General features: G+C 55.9%; 14 protein-coding genes. 10 read left to right on the top strand and 4 right to left on the bottom strand.

The genetic code is table 11. The features are described 5' to 3' along the window. Positions 1 to 1,644, bottom strand: a complete 1,644-nt coding sequence (gene lnt, locus VEI50_13470; GenBank protein HXX76133.1) for an apolipoprotein N-acyltransferase — start codon at positions 1,642 to 1,644, stop codon at positions 1 to 3. A 152-nt stretch (positions 1,645 to 1,796) separates the two neighbouring features. Here lnt and VEI50_13465 point away from each other — a divergent pair, with 152 nt between their 5' ends. Beyond that, positions 1,797 to 2,411 carry an OmpA family protein gene (locus VEI50_13465; protein ID HXX76132.1) on the top strand — a complete coding sequence of 205 codons (615 nt, stop codon included), beginning with the start codon at positions 1,797 to 1,799 and terminating at the stop codon, positions 2,409 to 2,411. 57 nt (positions 2,412 to 2,468) lie between these two features. Continuing rightward, positions 2,469 to 3,083, top strand: coding sequence for a hypothetical protein (locus tag VEI50_13460; GenBank protein HXX76131.1), 615 nt, complete (start codon positions 2,469 to 2,471; stop codon positions 3,081 to 3,083). A 92-nt stretch (positions 3,084 to 3,175) separates the two neighbouring features. Here the strand turns inward: VEI50_13460 and VEI50_13455 are convergent, their stop codons facing one another. Continuing rightward, positions 3,176 to 3,484, bottom strand: a complete 309-nt coding sequence (locus VEI50_13455) for a GYD domain-containing protein (protein ID HXX76130.1) — start codon at positions 3,482 to 3,484, stop codon at positions 3,176 to 3,178. Between the two features lie 429 nt (positions 3,485 to 3,913). Here VEI50_13455 and VEI50_13450 point away from each other — a divergent pair, with 429 nt between their 5' ends. Then, complete coding sequence (locus VEI50_13450; GenBank protein ID HXX76129.1) at positions 3,914 to 6,010, top strand: DNA topoisomerase VI subunit B; 2,097 nt, start codon at positions 3,914 to 3,916, stop codon at positions 6,008 to 6,010. Positions 6,011 to 6,016: 6 nt separating this feature from the next. Then, positions 6,017 to 7,123, top strand: coding sequence for a DNA topoisomerase IV subunit A (locus VEI50_13445; protein HXX76128.1), 1,107 nt, complete (start codon positions 6,017 to 6,019; stop codon positions 7,121 to 7,123). 9 nt (positions 7,124 to 7,132) lie between these two features. Here the strand turns inward: VEI50_13445 and VEI50_13440 are convergent, their stop codons facing one another. Next, the gene (locus VEI50_13440; GenBank protein ID HXX76127.1) at positions 7,133 to 7,297 is read right to left on the bottom strand and encodes a hypothetical protein; all 165 of its coding nucleotides are present in this window, start codon (positions 7,295 to 7,297) and stop codon (positions 7,133 to 7,135) included. A gap of 70 nt (positions 7,298 to 7,367) precedes the next feature. On the opposite strand from VEI50_13440, the gene VEI50_13435 reads away from it, so the two are divergent. From VEI50_13435 to VEI50_13410, 6 genes are all read left to right on the top strand, one after another. Beyond that, the gene (locus VEI50_13435; GenBank protein HXX76126.1) at positions 7,368 to 7,685 is read left to right on the top strand and encodes a hypothetical protein; all 318 of its coding nucleotides are present in this window, start codon (positions 7,368 to 7,370) and stop codon (positions 7,683 to 7,685) included. Between the two features lie 196 nt (positions 7,686 to 7,881). After that, positions 7,882 to 8,145: a thioredoxin family protein gene (locus tag VEI50_13430; protein ID HXX76125.1), complete on the top strand. Its 264-nt coding sequence runs from the start codon at positions 7,882 to 7,884 to the stop codon at positions 8,143 to 8,145. 281 nt (positions 8,146 to 8,426) lie between these two features. After that, positions 8,427 to 11,597 carry a PD-(D/E)XK nuclease family protein gene (locus tag VEI50_13425; GenBank protein ID HXX76124.1) on the top strand — a complete coding sequence of 1,057 codons (3,171 nt, stop codon included), beginning with the start codon at positions 8,427 to 8,429 and terminating at the stop codon, positions 11,595 to 11,597. Beyond that, the gene (locus VEI50_13420) at positions 11,590 to 14,943 is read left to right on the top strand and encodes a UvrD-helicase domain-containing protein (protein HXX76123.1); all 3,354 of its coding nucleotides are present in this window, start codon (positions 11,590 to 11,592) and stop codon (positions 14,941 to 14,943) included. Before VEI50_13425 ends, VEI50_13420 begins: the two co-directional genes overlap by 8 nt. A 12-nt stretch (positions 14,944 to 14,955) precedes the next feature. Next, entirely contained in the window at positions 14,956 to 15,366 is a 411-nt protein-coding gene (locus VEI50_13415) for a tetratricopeptide repeat protein (protein HXX76122.1), read from the top strand. 21 nt (positions 15,367 to 15,387) lie between these two features. Then, positions 15,388 to 15,774 (top strand): metallopeptidase family protein, encoded by a 387-nt coding sequence (locus tag VEI50_13410; GenBank protein HXX76121.1) that lies wholly within the window; start codon positions 15,388 to 15,390, stop codon positions 15,772 to 15,774. Here the strand turns inward: VEI50_13410 and lgt are convergent. Further along, positions 15,768 to 16,598, bottom strand: a complete 831-nt coding sequence (gene lgt, locus VEI50_13405; protein ID HXX76120.1) for a prolipoprotein diacylglyceryl transferase — start codon at positions 16,596 to 16,598, stop codon at positions 15,768 to 15,770. The two genes, VEI50_13410 and lgt, sit on opposite strands and share 7 nt — an antisense overlap. Between the last annotated feature and the right edge of the window lie 213 nt (positions 16,599 to 16,811).

The following is a 16,811-nucleotide window of genomic DNA, read 5'->3' as shown; positions in this document are numbered from 1 at the left end:
TTAAACCGGTGTGGCAGCCACGGTCCCGTGCTCCGGGCCTTTTGCCCGAAAGATCCCGTACAGCCACACGAGCGCGCAGAGTATAACACAGCCGTAAGCAAACACATCGCCATGGCGGCTGTAAAAAGTCCGGGGGGCCCACGTTTGAAGACGCCCCTGTAACGTCTGTTCCGTAAAGATGGGAGTTGCTTCGACGATACGGCCGAACGGATCGATGAACCCCGAGATCCCGGTATTCGCCGAACGGGCAAAGGACAAGTGGTTTTCCACTGACCGGAAGACCACCATGGAAAAATGTTGCGCCGGCGCCGACGAGTCGCCGAACCACGCATCGTTCGTGATGGTTACAAAGAATTCGGCACCATTCGCCGCCAGGCGTCGGACCAAGTCTGGGAAAATTACCTCGTAGCAAATCAGCACCCCAAACTTCACCGGTTTAACGGACGAAGTCTCACTCGTTGGCCCGCTCGAACGTGATTGTGGGTGTACCGACAGAATCGTCGGGCCGGGACCCGGCTCAAAGTCTCCGATCCCCTCGACCAACTTATCAAGAAAAAACAACAGTGACGATTTCAAGGGAATGTATTCCCCGAACGGCACGAGGTGTTGCTTGTCGTATCGACCGACCAGGTGACCCTCGGGAGACAGGAGAAAGGCGCTGTTCAAGAGATAGGGACGTCGATCGGGGTAGTACCGGAGCGCAGGGCTTCCAAACAGCAGGGAGGCGTGAGCCCGATCAGCCAGTGCGATCAGTCGCAGCTGATATTCCGGCTCCCGTTCGAACAGGAACGGAGTGGCGGCTTCCGGCCAGACCACGAGATCAGAGGAAGTATCCAGCCTGGCCATCAGATTTTCGTATCGCCGGAGGGTTTCCTCGCGATAAGCCGTATCCCATTTCACAGCCTGATCGATGTTAGGTTGCTCCACCCCCACCGAGAGCGAGGTGCGGGCCACGTCGGATAACGGCGTACCAGTCGACAGCCAGAGTCCATAGCTCCATGCCAGTATCAAAAGTAGGGCAGCAGCGGTCATGAGTTCCCAGGGCAAGGCCGCAGGACGAAATCCTCGAAAAAGCGGCATGAGCCAGAGCATCAGTTCGGCGAGTGCCACATTTACCAACACGATGACGAACGAAACTCCGTAGACGCCGGTATGGTCGGCGAACTGAATCAGGTCAATCTGCCGATATTGCGAATAGCCGAGTAATGCCCACGGTAATCCACTGAGTAAATGGGTGCGCAGCAGCTCCAAGCTTACCCAGAGACATGGTGCGAGGAACAGACCGTATCGAGGGATGAGGCCGCGAAACCAGACCAGGCCTGCCCCGTAGATGCCGACGTAGAGACCCAGGTAGGCGGCAAGCAACAATAGAATGGCATAGCTGATCGCAAGAGGTACCTTGCCATAGAGGTGCATCGCGGTCACAACCCAGGCCATAATGCCGGTAAAGCCGATCGTGCCAGCCAACCAGCCGGTCCAGAAGGCCTGGGATTTTCGCCTTCCCTCAATCGCGAAGTGGAGGGGGATCAACGCAATCCAAGGCAACAGGCTGAAATCGAACCTAGGAAAGCAGAAGGGAAGGAGAATTCCGCTGACACCGGCAAGCAACAACCCATGCGTGCGAGAAATGCCGGGGAGAATCATCGGTCGTACCGTAGCGAAAACGTGCCAGGGATGCAACCCACCCACGTTGAAAGAAAGTGGGTTGATTTCGCGGTCCAAAAGGGGTATTCCATCATCCAGCATCGATTTTCATTGGGGTCCGGCCGAATGGGCCGGCAAAAGGAGGGTAACCTGTGAAACGATGGGTAAACATCAGCTCCGTTCTATCTCTCAGCGTTGTAGCGCTCATGCTCGCCGTCGGGTGCGGCAAGAAAGTCACGTCCTCGTCCGGAGACACAGCTTCCGAACGGATCAAACCTGAGCCAATCGCGGCTGCGCCATCGACACCGGCCGCGGCGGGCGGACCGGCGACGCCGGGCGGGATGGAGGCTGCTCGCGCTACTCCTGGCGGTCAAGGGCAAGCAGGGGTACCCGGTGGCGGTCCTGGAGGTGGCGGGATGGCAGGAGGACCAGGGGGGAGCGAACTACAGGACATCTTCTTCGATTACGATCGGTTTACCGTGCGAGCCGACGGGGTACAGGCGATGGAGCAGAATGCGCGGTGGATCCGTGCGCATAAAGGCCAAAACGTGCTTATCGAGGGCCATTGCGATGAGCGGGGCACACAGGCCTACAATCTGGTCCTTGGTGAAAAGCGTGCGCGGTCTGCGAAGCGCTATCTCGAAGATCTCGGCACAACCGGTTCACAGTTGCAGATCATCAGCTATGGAGAAAACAGGCCGGTCTGTAATGAACAAACAGAAAGTTGTTATCAGCGGAACCGACGCGCACATTTCGTCGCAAAGTGACCGTCAGCTTGCCAACAAGTCGGAGGATACCTGTCACGTTATCGCAAGGAGGAACACGTGAAGAGGAATTTACTCATCGGCGTCTGCGTACTTACTTCTGTCGTCATCAGCGGCTGTGCTGCTCAAGGTGAGAAGATAGACGTGAAGATCAGCACCAAGCCCGCTACGGAAGCGAAGCCTCCGGCTGCCCCGGCCGTAAAGGTGGCTGTTGTTCCATTCCAGGATGACCGGATCGATCGGTCGAAGCTCGGGACTCGTCAGCATCTCTGGGGTGGGGAAAGCACCTTCGCCTTGCCGAGTGGCACAGTAGGAGAGGCGAGTGCCCGTGCTTTTGCAGACTACTTAAAGCAGAAAGGGTGGCAAGCGGCGTTCGCCAGCAGCGGCTCCGGGGCCGACATTACGATTACGGGCAAACTGCTCGAAGTCGCCGTCGATGCCAAGAGCGGGATTGCCCATACTGCCCTGACCGGGCGGAACAAGATGGTCCTTCAGGCGGACAACGCCGCCGATGGCAGTAAGGTCCGCGAGACCGTCTCAGGGGTTGGCAGCGACACCGTCTTCTGGTTTGATCCCGATGACGCCGAAGAATTGTTGAATGACCTTTATGACAGGAACTTCGAACGGTTCCTCGCCGATACGAAGCTTGACGGGAAAGTCCTCAAACTTCGCTAGCGCAACAGGTTCCACATTTGTTTAGGCATGTGTAGCTCGGCACGGGACCGACGAGCAATCCCGTGCCGAAGAGAAAGCTCTGCATCACTGTGTCATCGTCTTTTCCCCAGAGTCTCCTGTAGAAGCTTTTTCCATTCGTCCCGACCGACTGCCGGCATAGTCGTAATCTGAATGTGGCCGATCGCCGCGTTCAACACAGCCGCCTTCATGGCTGTTTTGTTGTCAGGAAATTCCCAGACCGCGACGACGTCATACTCTCCGAGACAGTAGTAGGCCTGGACCAGCTTGCCGCCGAGCGCGTGCGCGTTTTCCTTCACCATCTCGGCTCGCTCGATTCCCTTGTCCTTCATAGTTTGAAGGCCATGCTGGGTGAATTTCACGAGGCTGACGTAGGTTGGCATAACGTACCTCCTTGGTGAGGGTGGCGGATCGTCGGACGGATTGCTTGTGACAAATTGTAGGCCTCTTCGTCAAGCTCCCACAAGGGGAGTCTCCAGAGTCGACAACAACGAAAGCTTGACTCGCTCGAGGTAGGGGGCTATCGTGAGCTTGTGGGAGGAGAAAACGCCCCGAGGGAATATGGTTCATCAGGGGATCGAGCGCTGAGGATGGTGTGCAGGACCAGCTTGTACTGGGAAGCCTAAAGTCCTCCCGCGATCTCCGCCGTACCTGATCGTCCTCGGTTAGGTGCGTGCTCCTCCCACCCATAATTCTCACCACTCATCAACTTCATACAACGAACACAATATTGTTTTGCTGATGGTTCACTCTGCTCATCAATCTGTGTACAATGCTGCGCAATTTATCCGCGCTGATTCCTAAGAGGGTGAATGGCCAGATCTCAAGCCGCTCTCGCTCATTCGAAATCCACATCACCAATATCCGCTAGCGAATCGGTCGAGCCGAAGAAAGCTCGCGCGAATCTTCCACAAGCGGTGACCGCCGTGGAAATGGGTGCGCGGCAGCGGGAAATTTCTGTTTCTGAATTTTTTACCAAGAATCGGCATCTGCTCGGATTCGATAATCCGCGGAAGGCACTTCTCACCTGTGTAAAAGAGGCGGTTGATAATGCACTAGATGCCTGTGAAGAGGCCGGTATTTTGCCGGATATTCTGGTCAAGCTCGAAGTCGCTGCGACCGGCGAAACACCTCCGCCGGTGAGCCAGGCAACGAGGTTTCGGATTACAGTTGGCGATAACGGGCCGGGGATCGTCCGTCAACAAATCCCGAAAATTTTTGCCAAACTCCTCTATGGATCAAAATTCCATCGCTTGCGCATGAGTCGCGGTCAGCAGGGGATCGGTATCTCCGCAGCGGGCATGTATGCGCAAATCACTACCGGGAAGCCGGTGAAAATTATCTCTCGTACAGGACCAAGGGCGTCGGCGCACTACTTTGAAGTACAGATCGACACAAAGAAGAATGAGCCCCGCATATTCGAGAATAAACAGGTTGAATGGGATCAGCCGCGAGGCACGCAGGTCACGCTCGAGGTCGAGGGTCGTTACCAGAAGGGCAGGGCCTCAGTTGACGAGTATTTGGAGCAGACGCTCATTGCCAATCCACATGTAAAGCTGGTCTATCTGACGCCGGAGAATGAGACCAAGACCTATCCGCGCACCTATAAAGAATTACCGCCCTCGCCACGCGAAATTAAACCCCACCCGTACGGTATCGAGTTCGGCATGTTTCTCAAGATGCTCCATGACACCAAGAGCCACACGCTCTCGGGATTTTTGGCGTCGGATTTCTGCCGGGTATCGCCGGCGCTCGCGGTGGAGATGTGCAAGCAGGCAAAGCTCTCGCCCAATACCAGACCGCGGGGCATTCACGGGCAGGTGGCTGAAACGCTCTATAAGACGATCCAAACCACCAAGATCATGGCGCCGCCCACCAACTGTCTCGCTCCGATCGGCGAGCAGGCAATTCTGTCGGGTCTGTATAAGCAGATCAAAGGGGAATTCTATACAGCAGTCAGTCGTCCGCCTGCCGTCTATCGAGGTAATCCTTTCATCATCGAAGCAGGCTTGGCTTATGGCAGCCGGCCGGAAGACCAAACGGCACCCCAACAGCCAGTTATGCCCAAGGCAGAAGGCGAACATGAGGAGGAAGATTCAGAACTCGCCCGCGTGATCCGCTATGCGAACCGTGTGCCTCTGCTCTACCAGCAATCCGCCTGTTCAACGTTCAAGGCGGTGTTGAACACCACCTGGAAAAATTACGGTGTCACGCAATCGCGTGGCGCACTGCCTGGTGGGCCGATGGTGATCTTCGTCCATATGGCCTCAGTGTGGGTTCCTTTTACGAGTGAAAGCAAGGAAGCCATCGCCGATTACGATGAGATTCAGAAAGAGATCACGCTTGCGCTTCGCGAATGCGGCCGAAGGTTGGGGCTGTTCTTGCGCCGGCGCGAGCGAGCGGCTGGTGAGTATCGGCGCCGCAATATATTTGAACTCTACATCGAGGAAGTAGCTGAGGCCTGTAACCGACTCAAGGGCGGGACGCTGAAAACGGAGAAACTCAAGGCACAGTTGCAGAAAATTGCGACCTCGCGTACTGGTGGAATGAAGACAGACGAGGCGCTCGGAAAAACCGGTGGAGGACCGGAAGGCTTGCCGGATTCGATCATCGTTACGCCAGAAGGGATTGAAGGGGAAGCGTCGATAGTCGTGGAAACTGCTGAAGCCCTCGCACAGGACGCAGCACCAAAGGCTGATACCCCCCATGTCGATATACTGCCCATTAAGAAACCGATTGAACGGGGGGCGAAAGGCAAAGCTGATGCGAAGTCGGGCAAGCAGGGTAAAGCTGCGAAGGGGAAGGCGGCACAACTCACGCTCTTTTCTGGGGAGCCGCAATCCGGCAAGAGAACGGGGGTTATAACGAAGAAGACCCGCAAGGTTCACAAAGTCAGAGGGAAGAAGTAACACGCTATGACGAAGACTAAACACAGGCACAATGGTGCCGTCGCAAAAAAGCTGATTGGCCTCGCCGACCTGGTCATCAGCGCGGCAAACCGCTCGAAAGACCCGACGTTGGCGATCCCCATTCGTGCGCTCTCGAACGTCTCGTTCAATCCGCGCAAGGGCATGATCGAAATGGGGAACAAGAAACAAGCGCGCTCGTTTTTCAACGTGGGGATGACGAAGAAGTTCATGCAGACGATCTTGGTCGCGGACGCGTTAACGGAGCTCCAGCGGTCGGATCTCACGACGTCGCTCAGAGAAATTTATTATCGGACCAAGCATACGATAAAAAACTCGCACGAGAATACCTTCGATACACAGGATGAATCGGACCCTGTCATCGAGGATTTGGAGGTGTCGGTAGAGGCCTTACGAGAAGAGCTCCATGTCCGGGCTGAAAACGGCGGGAGTGTCGTGGGTCCCCTCGTCCTCGGAGATGATGGTGACCGTGTCGATTGCGCCAAATTAGGAAAAGGCGGCTATTCGGTGCCCTCGATTGTTGAGCCGGAATATGTGGAGATCCGTCGCTGCACGGCTGATTTCGTGTTGCTCGTGGAAAAGGGGACACAGTGGAACCGCCTCTCAGAAGATAAATTCTGGCGGCGGTACAATTGCGTGTTACTGACGGGTAATGGCCAACCGCCTCGAGGGGTCCGGCGCTTGGCTCGGCGGCTCCACGAAGAACACCGGCTTCCGGTCTATGTCCTGGTGGATAACGATCCTTGGGGCTACTACATTTATTCAGTGATCAAACAGGGGTCAATCAATTTAGCGTTCGAGAGTCAGCGTATGGCCATCCCCAAGGCGAAATTCATCGGTTTTTCGAGTGCAGATCCTGAACGGTACGAGTTGCCCCGCAATGTCGGCATCAAGCTCAACGAGAAGGACATCACGCGTGCCAAGGAACTGATGAACTATCAGTGGTTCCAGAAGCCTGCCTGGCAGACGGAAATCAAGCGGATGCTTACGAGCGGGTTGAAGTACGAACTCGACGCCTTGGCCAACAAGGACTTTCAGTATCTCACGAAGAAGTATCTGCCCCGAAAGTTAAAAGAGAAGGATTGGCTGGACTAGAACCTCGTCCTATTTGTCATAATAGACGACGATGGTAGCCTTATTGCATTTGCAGCAGGTGCCTTGCGTCGTCATGGGGGTCTTGCCGGCTCCTTCCGCAGCCTTGATGTCGGCGTCCTGGGTTCTGCCGGCCTTGTTATAACAGTCACTACAGTACGAGGCTGTCTGTCCCATAACCCCTCCTCGGCGTGGTCGATCGAAATGACACCGTATGAGACGAATGCTACAGAAAGTATAGCGCGGAATGTGGAAACTGCGTAGCCGCCTCCTGCCGCATGGGTTTTTCCGTGAAGTGAGGGAACGCTGCGCGGAAATGGAAATGAGCCAAATCCGGCCTCTTCCTCTGGTAGCTGGAATTTTCGCGAGCCAGTTCATCACTCCCTCTGTCGCCCAAACGCCACCGCCGAACCCACAGAATCAATCACAGGCGAATCTGCAGCCGGCGGTCCACGATGTGGGAACTGGGGGAGCAACGACGGTCCCGGCCCCTCAGCCTCCTGCAGCTGCGCCAGGCATGTCGCAGACCTCTGGCGTCGGGACGACCGTTGGACCAGCCGGATGAAGTTTGCCAGCCATGCCTGGTGGAGCCACCACTCACACGAGGCATGGGAGCGCAGGATCCCTCCACCCTCTATCTCCATCCTTCCCCACTTGGTCTCATGTCTTGTGATCCTGCGGTGAATATTGCCTGTGACTGAACCAGCCTTGCTCCGTTATTCTTCGAGGTGTTATGATTCGCCAGTCGTTGGAGATTTTCGATGCCGAACATTACGTTGCTTGTGTCACCAAGTTGTGGGGCCTGTCCGTCGGCGAAGAGCCTGTGGAAGCAATTGCGAGTGAAATATAGCTTTTCCTATCGAGAGGTCGATATTACGACTCAGGACGGACAAGATCTTGCGAATCGTCATGCGGTCCGAGCGGTGCCGGCGACGATTATCGACGGGCGCCTGACCTTCGTCGGCGTGCCGAGCCGAGAGAGCGCGGAAAAGGCGCTGCAATTGAAGATGAAACCTCGGGAGTAAGGAACTTCGCTCCATGGTCCCCGACGATGACGATTTCGAGCTGCCGCCCCTCCCGGTCCTCGATAAAGGCCCCCCACCGGATTGCCCGATTTGCGGTGATCCGATGTCCTTTATCGATGGTGACTGGGCCTGTGTGGATTGTAACGGGGAGCTGTTAGGTCCTGAAACCGGGTAGTCGCGTCCTTCTTTGCCTGTCTCTCGTGGCGGGCATAGACAGAATGGACACGACCTCTTCCTCGCAACCTTCGGTTCGCACTCAAGTGTCACGAAGCGTGCGCTAGATGCTCCGAGTCATCACCGGGCCGATTCATCCCGATCTTGAGCAGGCTCTCGTCGACGATGTACGGGTTCTCAAGGACGCCGATGCTCTGGCCCCGATTGCTCTCATCGTTCCCTCAAGCGCTCTGGCAGAACGGCTGAAGCGCCGACTGACCGTCGAGTCACATCTCCCACTCCTGAACATCCATTGTTATACGTTCCATCAATTGACGCTACGGCTCAGCCAGGAGATGGCGAGGTTCCGGCAAGCGACGAACATTCCGCTGCAGATCGTTGACGACTTCTATTTTCGGCAATTGGTCCATTATATCGTGAAACGCAAGCTCTCAGGGCTTGAGGCCTTGGATGCCATATCGCCATCACCCGGTACGTGGAAAGGCTTATGGGCTACGATTCGCGATCTCAAGGATGCAGCGGTCTCCCCCTCGATTGCGCTGGGCGCTGTCGCTGATGGAATCTTCGAACCAGAAGATCAGCCCTGGCTTCTCTCGCTCTTCAGGCTCCATGCCGCCGTCGAAGAAGCCAGTCGTTCGTTAGGCATCGGATCGCCAGACGATCTGACTGCTTCGCTCGATTCCAATCCGTCCCGATCATCCTTTTTGCGACGGATGACGCGGGTGTTGTACTACGGTTTCTACGATCTCACGCAAGTACAACTGTCGTTCTTCGAAGCGGTCATACAGACGGTGCCGACGACGTTGTATTTCCCCTTGGAATCCAGGTCCGCTTTTGGGTTCGCACGTCAGTTTTTCGATCGTCACATTCTGCCTCATTCCGGCAGCCATGAAGATCGTGGGAACCACGCAAGGACCTCCTCTTCGACTCGCGTCGAGCTCACTGTTTTCAACGTCATAGGGGCCGATGAGGAGTTGGCGACCGTCTGCCGAAAGATCCTGACGTTAGTCGAGGTGAACGGGTATCGCTTCGACGAAATAGGGGTGGTGGTACGCACTCTCGAGCCGTATTGTGCCTGTCTCCAGCAGGTGTTCGATCGTCATCTCGTTCCTTTCGTCTCCACCGCTGAACGGCCTCTCCTGCGGGAGCCAGTGGCCAAGGCTCTCTTGCGTTTGGCCTCATTGCCAGTAAACGACTTTGATCATGTGGCTGTAGTGGATGTAGTGACAGCCTCCTTCTATCGGGGCGAGGCTCAGGAATTACATGCCAGGCCGGATTGTTGGCGCAACGCGGTCGCCACGCTCGGTATTACCAAGGGTGAAGGCGAATGGATCCGGCTAGCGGCTCCTAAGGCAGCCTCGATTCTTCACGATTCCAGGGCGGACCCTGAGGACATGGATCGGACGGGTCCGATCGACGATCCGGTGCAACTGGCCATTCTTTGGTCGCGTGTCTCACGGTTAATCCGGGATTGCCGGGCTCTCCCATTGCACGGATCGATCAGCCTCCTCACTGATGCCTTTCGCGCGTTGGCCACGATGCATTTCCATGTACCGGGTCTGACTGTTCCGCTTGCCTCCGATGAGCCCGAACCGACGATCGGTTCTCTGGTGAAACTGGCTCTTGATCGATTGATCCAGGTCGATCCCCTCGGCAGCGACGTCAGGTGGGAGGATTGGGTCGATCTCTTCAACCAGGCGTTGATCGAGACCGCCATTCCCATCGAGAGCCAACCACACCAGGGCGTGCAAGTTCTCGATGCCATGACAGCCCGCGGTCTGACGTTTCGCGCACTGTTTGTCATCGGTCTCAACGATAAAATCTTCCCACGCGTGGTTCGAGAGGATCCATTCCTTCGCGATCGTCAACGGGCTGTGCTCCAGGCAACGTTGGGCTATAAGGTCGACGATAAACTCTCAGGTCATGAGGAAGAACGGCTTCTGTTCGAGCTACTGATCGGTTCGGCGACCCAGCGCTTGTGTCTGTCGTATCAACGAGCTGATGAAGACGGCCGGGTGTTGGCGCCCTCATCCTTTCTCGACGAAGTCGTGCGTGATTGTCGATTCGTGACGAGACCGGAAGAAACCGTACCGCGCCGTTTGACCGCTCGGATTCGAGCCGTACCCTCGATTCAAGAGATCCTGCCGGCACAAGAGTTAACGCTGAGTTGGCTTCTGCAAGGGGTTGAGGTTCTGCCTCTGATGAATGCTTTGGGGCTAAGTCACCGCTTGTTTGAACGGGGGCTCGCATCCTTGAAAATCATCGAACGGGCGTCGGTGGAACTCGGTTCGTTCGATGGACTACTAAAGCCCCGTGTGGAAAAGCTTTCAGCATTCGATCGGGATGGAATATCACCGACGTCCTTGGAACGGTATGCCAGGTGTCCATTTCAGTACTTTGCAGAGGAGGTATTGCGGCTTGAATCGGTGCGGAAGATACAAGGAACCATGCTACCTGCTCTCACCATGGGTACGTTCATCCATGAATCGCTCCGGCTCGCCTATGAGAAATTGGTCGCGCTGCATTGGCCGGAAGCATCTGTCGCAGAAGCGGATATTCGCGTAATCGGGACCGTTGCCGTATCGCAGGTTTTTGATTCCTATGCGGTCACGCAAGGGACCGGCCGGGCCTTGCTCTGGACACTGGCCCGTGAACAGGTCGCTGAGTTGGTCTTCGGCGCGATTGCTTCGGATCAAGAGGATTATCGGAAAACCGGTTTCCGGCCGCATGCATTCGAAATGGCGGCAAACGGAAGTCTTCGCTTGCAGGATGACCAGTGTGTTCTCATGAAAATTCATGGGAAGCTCGATCGGGTGGACGTGCGGTCCGACCCTCCCGCTCTGCGTGTGGTGGACTACAAGTATAAGCAGGGGCCTGAAATGGCGCCGTTGGATCACAATCTTACCACGGCGGCTGTCCGAGGCGTGCGCCTCCAGCCTCCGTTCTATGCTTCGATGGACCTTCCTGGATTGCCTGCGCCCTCTGAAGTCCAGTTTCTGTACCTTGGGCCACACTGGGAAAAGCCGATTGTCCCCTCGAAGTTCGAGACCTCAGTCCTTGAGGGCAACATAGGAACGTCGATCCGTCGGACGATTCGTACCTTGGTTGAAGGAATCGCACGGGGGGAGTTCTTCATCCTTCCTGACGGTTATTGCGATCAATGTGCGTATTCCTCAGCCTGCCGCCGAAACGATGCCATGGTCTGGTGGCGCTCCTACCGATCGCCAGAGGCTCGAGTGTTGCGACAAGTGAGAAAGCAGAAGGTAGCGGATGAGTGATCGATCTAGATTGTCCGATAGTGAGTCGCGTCTCTTGGCCGAGACTACGTGGGATCGCAATGTCGTCGTCGTCGCGGGAGCCGGGACCGGAAAAACGACGATCCTTGTCAACCGTATCCTGAATCTCTTGATGCGGGAACCCAATCCGCTGGGCGTCACAGACATTATCGCGGTCACGTTTACCAACAAGGCCGCCACGGAGATGAAATTGCGACTGCGCCGAGAGCTCATGAGGCTTGCAGAACAATCGGTCGAAGCTGAATTGGCAACTTTCCGATTTCGGTACCACCTCTCGGATACTCAAATCAGCACCAGGGCTCGACAGGCTCTTGAGCAATTAGAAAAGGCGCAAATCGGAACGCTCCACAGTCTAGCCGCGCATCTGTTGCGGCTTCACCCCCTTGAATCCGGCCTCGATCCGTCATTTCAAGAGGATGATGGATCGCGGTTTATGGAAACGTTCGACGGGGTGTGGGATTGCTGGCTGGATGACGAATTGGGTCCGGAGGGTATGCAGCACGATCGTTGGCGTTCTGTCTTGGCTGGAGCGAGCCTGGACGACCTTCACCAATTGGCGACCTTGCTGGCCAATGAACTGATCGACCTCGACGCACTCGAGCGCCAACTGCACATGTCTCACGTTGAGGGGCCCCTGCGCGACTGGATCGCTTCAGCTCACTCGCGAGCAACAGGCCTGCTGGCATCCAGATCGTCGGACAAACAGTTGAAGGCGGAGCAGATGCTGTCCGCGACGGTTCAATGCTTGTCACTCCTGTTGGAGCATGGCCTGACTGGTTTGACCTCCTTGGGGCCCGAGGTGCGAGCGTTGCTCCGAAAGGATGCAGGGAAAGCCACGTCAGGGTGGGACAAGGAAGTCTTTCAAGAAGCGGTCATCATGATCAAGCTTGCCAAGCAGCTTCTCGCCGTGGATCAGTCCTACTTTCACAACGTGATTCACTTGCTTCGACCAGTCCTGACCCGAGTGCGCGACGCTTTTCTCAGATCGGGCTGGATTTCCTTCGATGGACTTTTGGCCAGAGCCAAGAGGCTGCTACGAGACTGTCCAACCGTAAGAGAGCGGATAAAATGTACCTATCGAGCGATTCTGGTTGACGAGTTCCAGGATACGGACCCGGTTCAATACGAAATTATTCTCTATCTGGCGGAACGCGCAGGGAAACAACAGACTGCGTGGCAGGACATCGACCTGGAACCAGGCAAACTGTTCATCGTCGGTGATCCCAAGCAATCGATCTATTCGTTCCGCCGGGCCGATATCGAAGCGTTCGAGCGCGTCGTCCGGAAGATTCTGGACGATGGTGGCGTAGCCTGCTCGCTTGTCACGAACTTTCGGAGCGATATGATGGTCTTGGACGTCGTCAATGACCTGTTCGACCGTCTGTTTCTTCCAGAAGCTCATGTGCAGCCTGCCCACGAACGGTTGGTGATGCGGCCGGACCGGAGGACGGAGGTCTCAACGGCCGGTGTACAGCTGCGTCTGGTTGCTCCCAATGAGGGTGAAGAGGCGTTCGATACGGAGACCGCCACTCGCACTGAGGCGGAAACGCTGGCTCGATGGATCAGTGAAACGCTCTTAGCGAGTGCCACGGTAGTTGATCGGGAGGGCCGATCCGTGCCACTCCAGCCGGGACATATCGCCTTGATCTTCAGGAAACTGACGCAGGCGCAGGAGTACCTCGACGCACTGCGGCGGTACGGCATCCAGTACGTAACCGACGGCGAAAAACATTTCTATCGTCGCCAGGAAATCATCGATTTCGTCAATATATTGCGGGTGATCGAAGATCCGTACGATCGAATCGCACTGGTCGGTGTGTTGCGGTCTCCGCTTGGCGGCGTCACGGATCAGAGTCTACTGGATCTGTCCCAGCTGAACTGTCTTGATTATACCCGGCCTGAACGCCTCGCTGCCTCCAAGCATCCAGAGGCACTCGAACTCGCACAATTATATGAAGCCTTAAGAATGCTGAGACAATCAGCCCAACTACGGCCGGTGCCAGACGTAATCGATCTCCTATTCGACCGTTTGCCGGTTCCGGAACTGGCCGCTTCGTCCCTGCATGGTGAACAGGCCGTAGCGAATCTTCGGAAGATTCGCATTCTGGCCGAAGAACTTTCAGACCGACCGCATATGACGCTGGCGGGCTTTGTAGATGTGATGATGACGAGGTTGACTGACCAGCCGGAAGAAGCAGAAAGTGCGTTGGCTGAGGAATTGCCCGATGCTGTCCGGGTCTTGACCATTCACAAGGCCAAGGGGCTCGAATTCCCCGTCGTCATTCTGCCCGGCCTTCACCAGGGGTCCAGAGTTCCAGGTAAGGGACCGAGGCTGGGGCATGATTGGTCCAGTCGATTATACGGCCTTCGGGTCGGGAATCGTGCAAATCTTGGGGCCTTGCTGGTTGAACCAAAAATTTCGGCTCGTGAAGAGGCCGAGCAGCGCCGATTGCTGTATGTCGGTATGACGCGAACCAGGGATCTGCTCGTACTGTCAGGGGGACGCACGTCGACCCTTGGACGAGACACGGTGTTATCACTGATTCACGATGCAATTCCCGACGCAGCAACCTCTAGCACGGCTGGTACCATTTCCCTCGGAGCCGGTCAGATGGAGCAGGTCGTGACATCAACGTCACCCACAGTTCGAAAGGGTCCACATGAGCGAGAAGCTTCGGCAGTCCCTTGCCCTTCACTCGATGTGGTGGTGAATCGACACCAGACGCGGAGGGACTATTGGTCGGCCCAGAAAATGGCTCGGCGACAGGTTACCCCCTCACTCCTCATGGCGCAACGAGTGCCGGCTCGATCAGCCGGCTCGCCCGACTCATCCGAAATGGCGTATAGCCGAATACTTGGCGTGTGCGCACACGCAGTCCTAGAGCAATGGGATTTTGATTCACCAGATCGAGATCCTGCCCCAGCCATCGAGCGGGCATGTCGTCAGCACCTTGCCCCGGACCTCGCTGATAGAGAAAGCGTACTGAGGCAGGAGCTCTATACGATCTTCTCCTCCTTCCTCACGTCCGAACTCTACAATAGACTGCAACGGGCCACCATTCTTGGTCGAGAAGTGCCGTTTCTCCTTCCCTGGGAAGAGCGACAGGTTATGGAAGGCATCATTGACCTTATTTACCGTCTTGACGGTGGAATCTGGATCGCAGACTATAAGACCGATGCGGTTTCAGCAGAGGCGGCTCAGCCGAGAGCTGAGACATACCGCGAGCAGGCTGAGATTTACCGGACTGCTGTGCGGCAGGCTATGGGTCTCTCGTCTGTTGCATTTCAGTTTATCTTTCTCAGACCCAGCATGGCCATTGAGATGTAGGAGGTACGTCTGATGAACCTACACGTGCTCGTTGTGTTGTGTCTCTGCGGAGTACTCGGCTGTGCCAGCGCAAAGGCTCCTCCTGCCTCGGTGCTTGCGGCACCAGCAGGCAGTCCTGCCGAGGTGATGGCCAAACTCGAAGAGGGGAATCTTCTCTTCTCCACGAAGGATTATGCCCGTGCGGAGCAATCCTATCGCCAGACTATTGCTGCTTATCCGGATTTGGCTGAGGCTCACTATAACCTCGCCGTTACGATCGACCGGATGGGCAATCGCGGAGAAGCAAAGAAACATTACTTGGAGGCGGCAAATCTAGCTCCGGGCAACAAAGTGATCTGGGATTCTCCACCGTTCCGAGAGATGGGATTGACCCACGAGATTAATAAGAAATCGTACTTGGATGCCGATCCTAAAGTTCGTTGAGCTTGCTTCGAAAGGACAGCTGTGCCGAGAGATCCACACCGATTGCCGGCTTCCCATGAGCAGTTCGGAGCGTGGGTGCAGGAAGCACTTGCGCACTTGCCGCCGCCCTACGATACGATTGCCCGCGATGTGTCTGTTGTTGTCGAGGATGAACCTCCGCCTGAGGTACTCGATGAACTTGAGCTCGAGTCCGAGGATGATCTCTTAGGTCTCTACCAAGGCCTGTCGCTTCACGAACGGTCGTTTTTCCAACCAGCGGGCGAGCTGCCGGCCCGCATCGCCATCTATAGAGGCCCCATCCTTCGGCTCTGTCGAACGAAGACCGAGGTTATTCAGGAAATTCGAGACACGGTGGTGCATGAACTTGGCCACCACGTTGGCCTGAGCGATGAAGAGATGCCTTACTGAGATTTGTGATGGGACAGCTCCGGCTGGGTCCAGGCCCACCGCTGATAGCCAAGGGCCAGCATAAACGCGCCGATGACCACCATGGGGAGAGACAAGAGTTGGCCCATCGAAAACGATCCGATAATGAGTCCGAGATGAGCATCCGGCTCTCGGAAAAATTCCACAATGAAGCGACAGATCCCATAGCCTGCGATAAAACTCCAGAAAACTGTCCCGGGCGGTGTGGGCCTCTTTCCAAGGAGCCATAAGACGGTGAGCAATAAAGGTCCTTCCAAAATTGCTTCGTAGATCTGTGAAGGATGCCGGCAGGCGAGCCCTCTGCCGGGAAACACCATGCACCAATCGACATCCGTAGCACGGCCGAAGAGTTCCCCATTGATAAAATTCCCAATACGCCCGAAGCCGAGACCAATCGGAGCAACGCCTGCTGCCAAGTCGGCAGTCATAGAAGGGGAGATCCCTTGACGTTTGCTGTACCAGAGTAAGGCAATAATGGTTCCAAGAAGACCACCGTGGAAGGACATCCCCCCTTCCCACACCGCGATGATCTTACTCGGGTGCTGAATGTAGTAGGAAAAGTTATAGAAAAGGGTATAACCCAGCCGTCCGCCGATAAAGACTCCAAGGGCGGCCCACACCACCATGTCGTAGATTTGTTCTTTCGAGAGCGGCAACCCCTTCCCGGATACACGAGCTTTAATGAGGAAATAAGCGCCCGTCAAGCCAAGCAGGTACATCAGTCCATACCAACGAAACTGTAAGGGACCGATTTCAAAGAACACCGGATTGATCTCCGGGTATGGAATGGTGTGTAACCAGTTCATTACTGCCCCATGTGGCAAAGTGGCAGGATCATATGTGAGGAGAGACACCTTTGCAAGCTGCTGCAATCGAACGTCCTGATCTCATCGGCAAGCCTCCAATCGGCTCCGCAGGCCCACGGACTGCCTCTCCTTCAAAAGTACTGTTGGGTTTCTGTAACGACTGTGTTGTGTCTTGTTGTGAAAACTCCACCGTTTATTAAGCAAGCCTAATTG

The sequence above is a fragment of the Nitrospiraceae bacterium genome (genome assembly GCA_035623075.1).
Taxonomy (GTDB): Bacteria; Nitrospirota; Nitrospiria; order Nitrospirales; family Nitrospiraceae; genus DASPUC01.
Note: the sequence above shows the minus strand (reverse complement) of the source record. Positions and strands in the feature narration are given on the sequence as shown.

Bases quoted from the DNA above. Each gene is read 5' to 3' on its own strand.
- VEI50_13415 (HXX76122.1), top strand. From the start codon at position 14,956: ATGAACCTACACGTGCTCGTTGTGTTGTGTCTCTGCGGAGTACTCGGC.
- VEI50_13450 (HXX76129.1), top strand. From the start codon at position 3,914: ATGGCCAGATCTCAAGCCGCTCTCGCTCATTCGAAATCCACATCACCA.
- VEI50_13425 (HXX76124.1), top strand. From the start codon at position 8,427: ATGCTCCGAGTCATCACCGGGCCGATTCATCCCGATCTTGAGCAGGCT.
- lgt (HXX76120.1), bottom strand. From the start codon at position 16,598: ATGAACTGGTTACACACCATTCCATACCCGGAGATCAATCCGGTGTTC.
- VEI50_13430 (HXX76125.1), top strand. From the start codon at position 7,882: ATGCCGAACATTACGTTGCTTGTGTCACCAAGTTGTGGGGCCTGTCCG.
- VEI50_13435 (HXX76126.1), top strand. From the start codon at position 7,368: ATGTGGAAACTGCGTAGCCGCCTCCTGCCGCATGGGTTTTTCCGTGAA.
- VEI50_13455 (HXX76130.1), bottom strand. From the start codon at position 3,484: ATGCCAACCTACGTCAGCCTCGTGAAATTCACCCAGCATGGCCTTCAA.
- lnt (HXX76133.1), bottom strand. From the start codon at position 1,644: ATGATTCTCCCCGGCATTTCTCGCACGCATGGGTTGTTGCTTGCCGGT.
- VEI50_13440 (HXX76127.1), bottom strand. From the start codon at position 7,297: ATGGGACAGACAGCCTCGTACTGTAGTGACTGTTATAACAAGGCCGGC.
- VEI50_13420 (HXX76123.1), top strand. From the start codon at position 11,590: ATGAGTGATCGATCTAGATTGTCCGATAGTGAGTCGCGTCTCTTGGCC.
- VEI50_13445 (HXX76128.1), top strand. From the start codon at position 6,017: ATGACGAAGACTAAACACAGGCACAATGGTGCCGTCGCAAAAAAGCTG.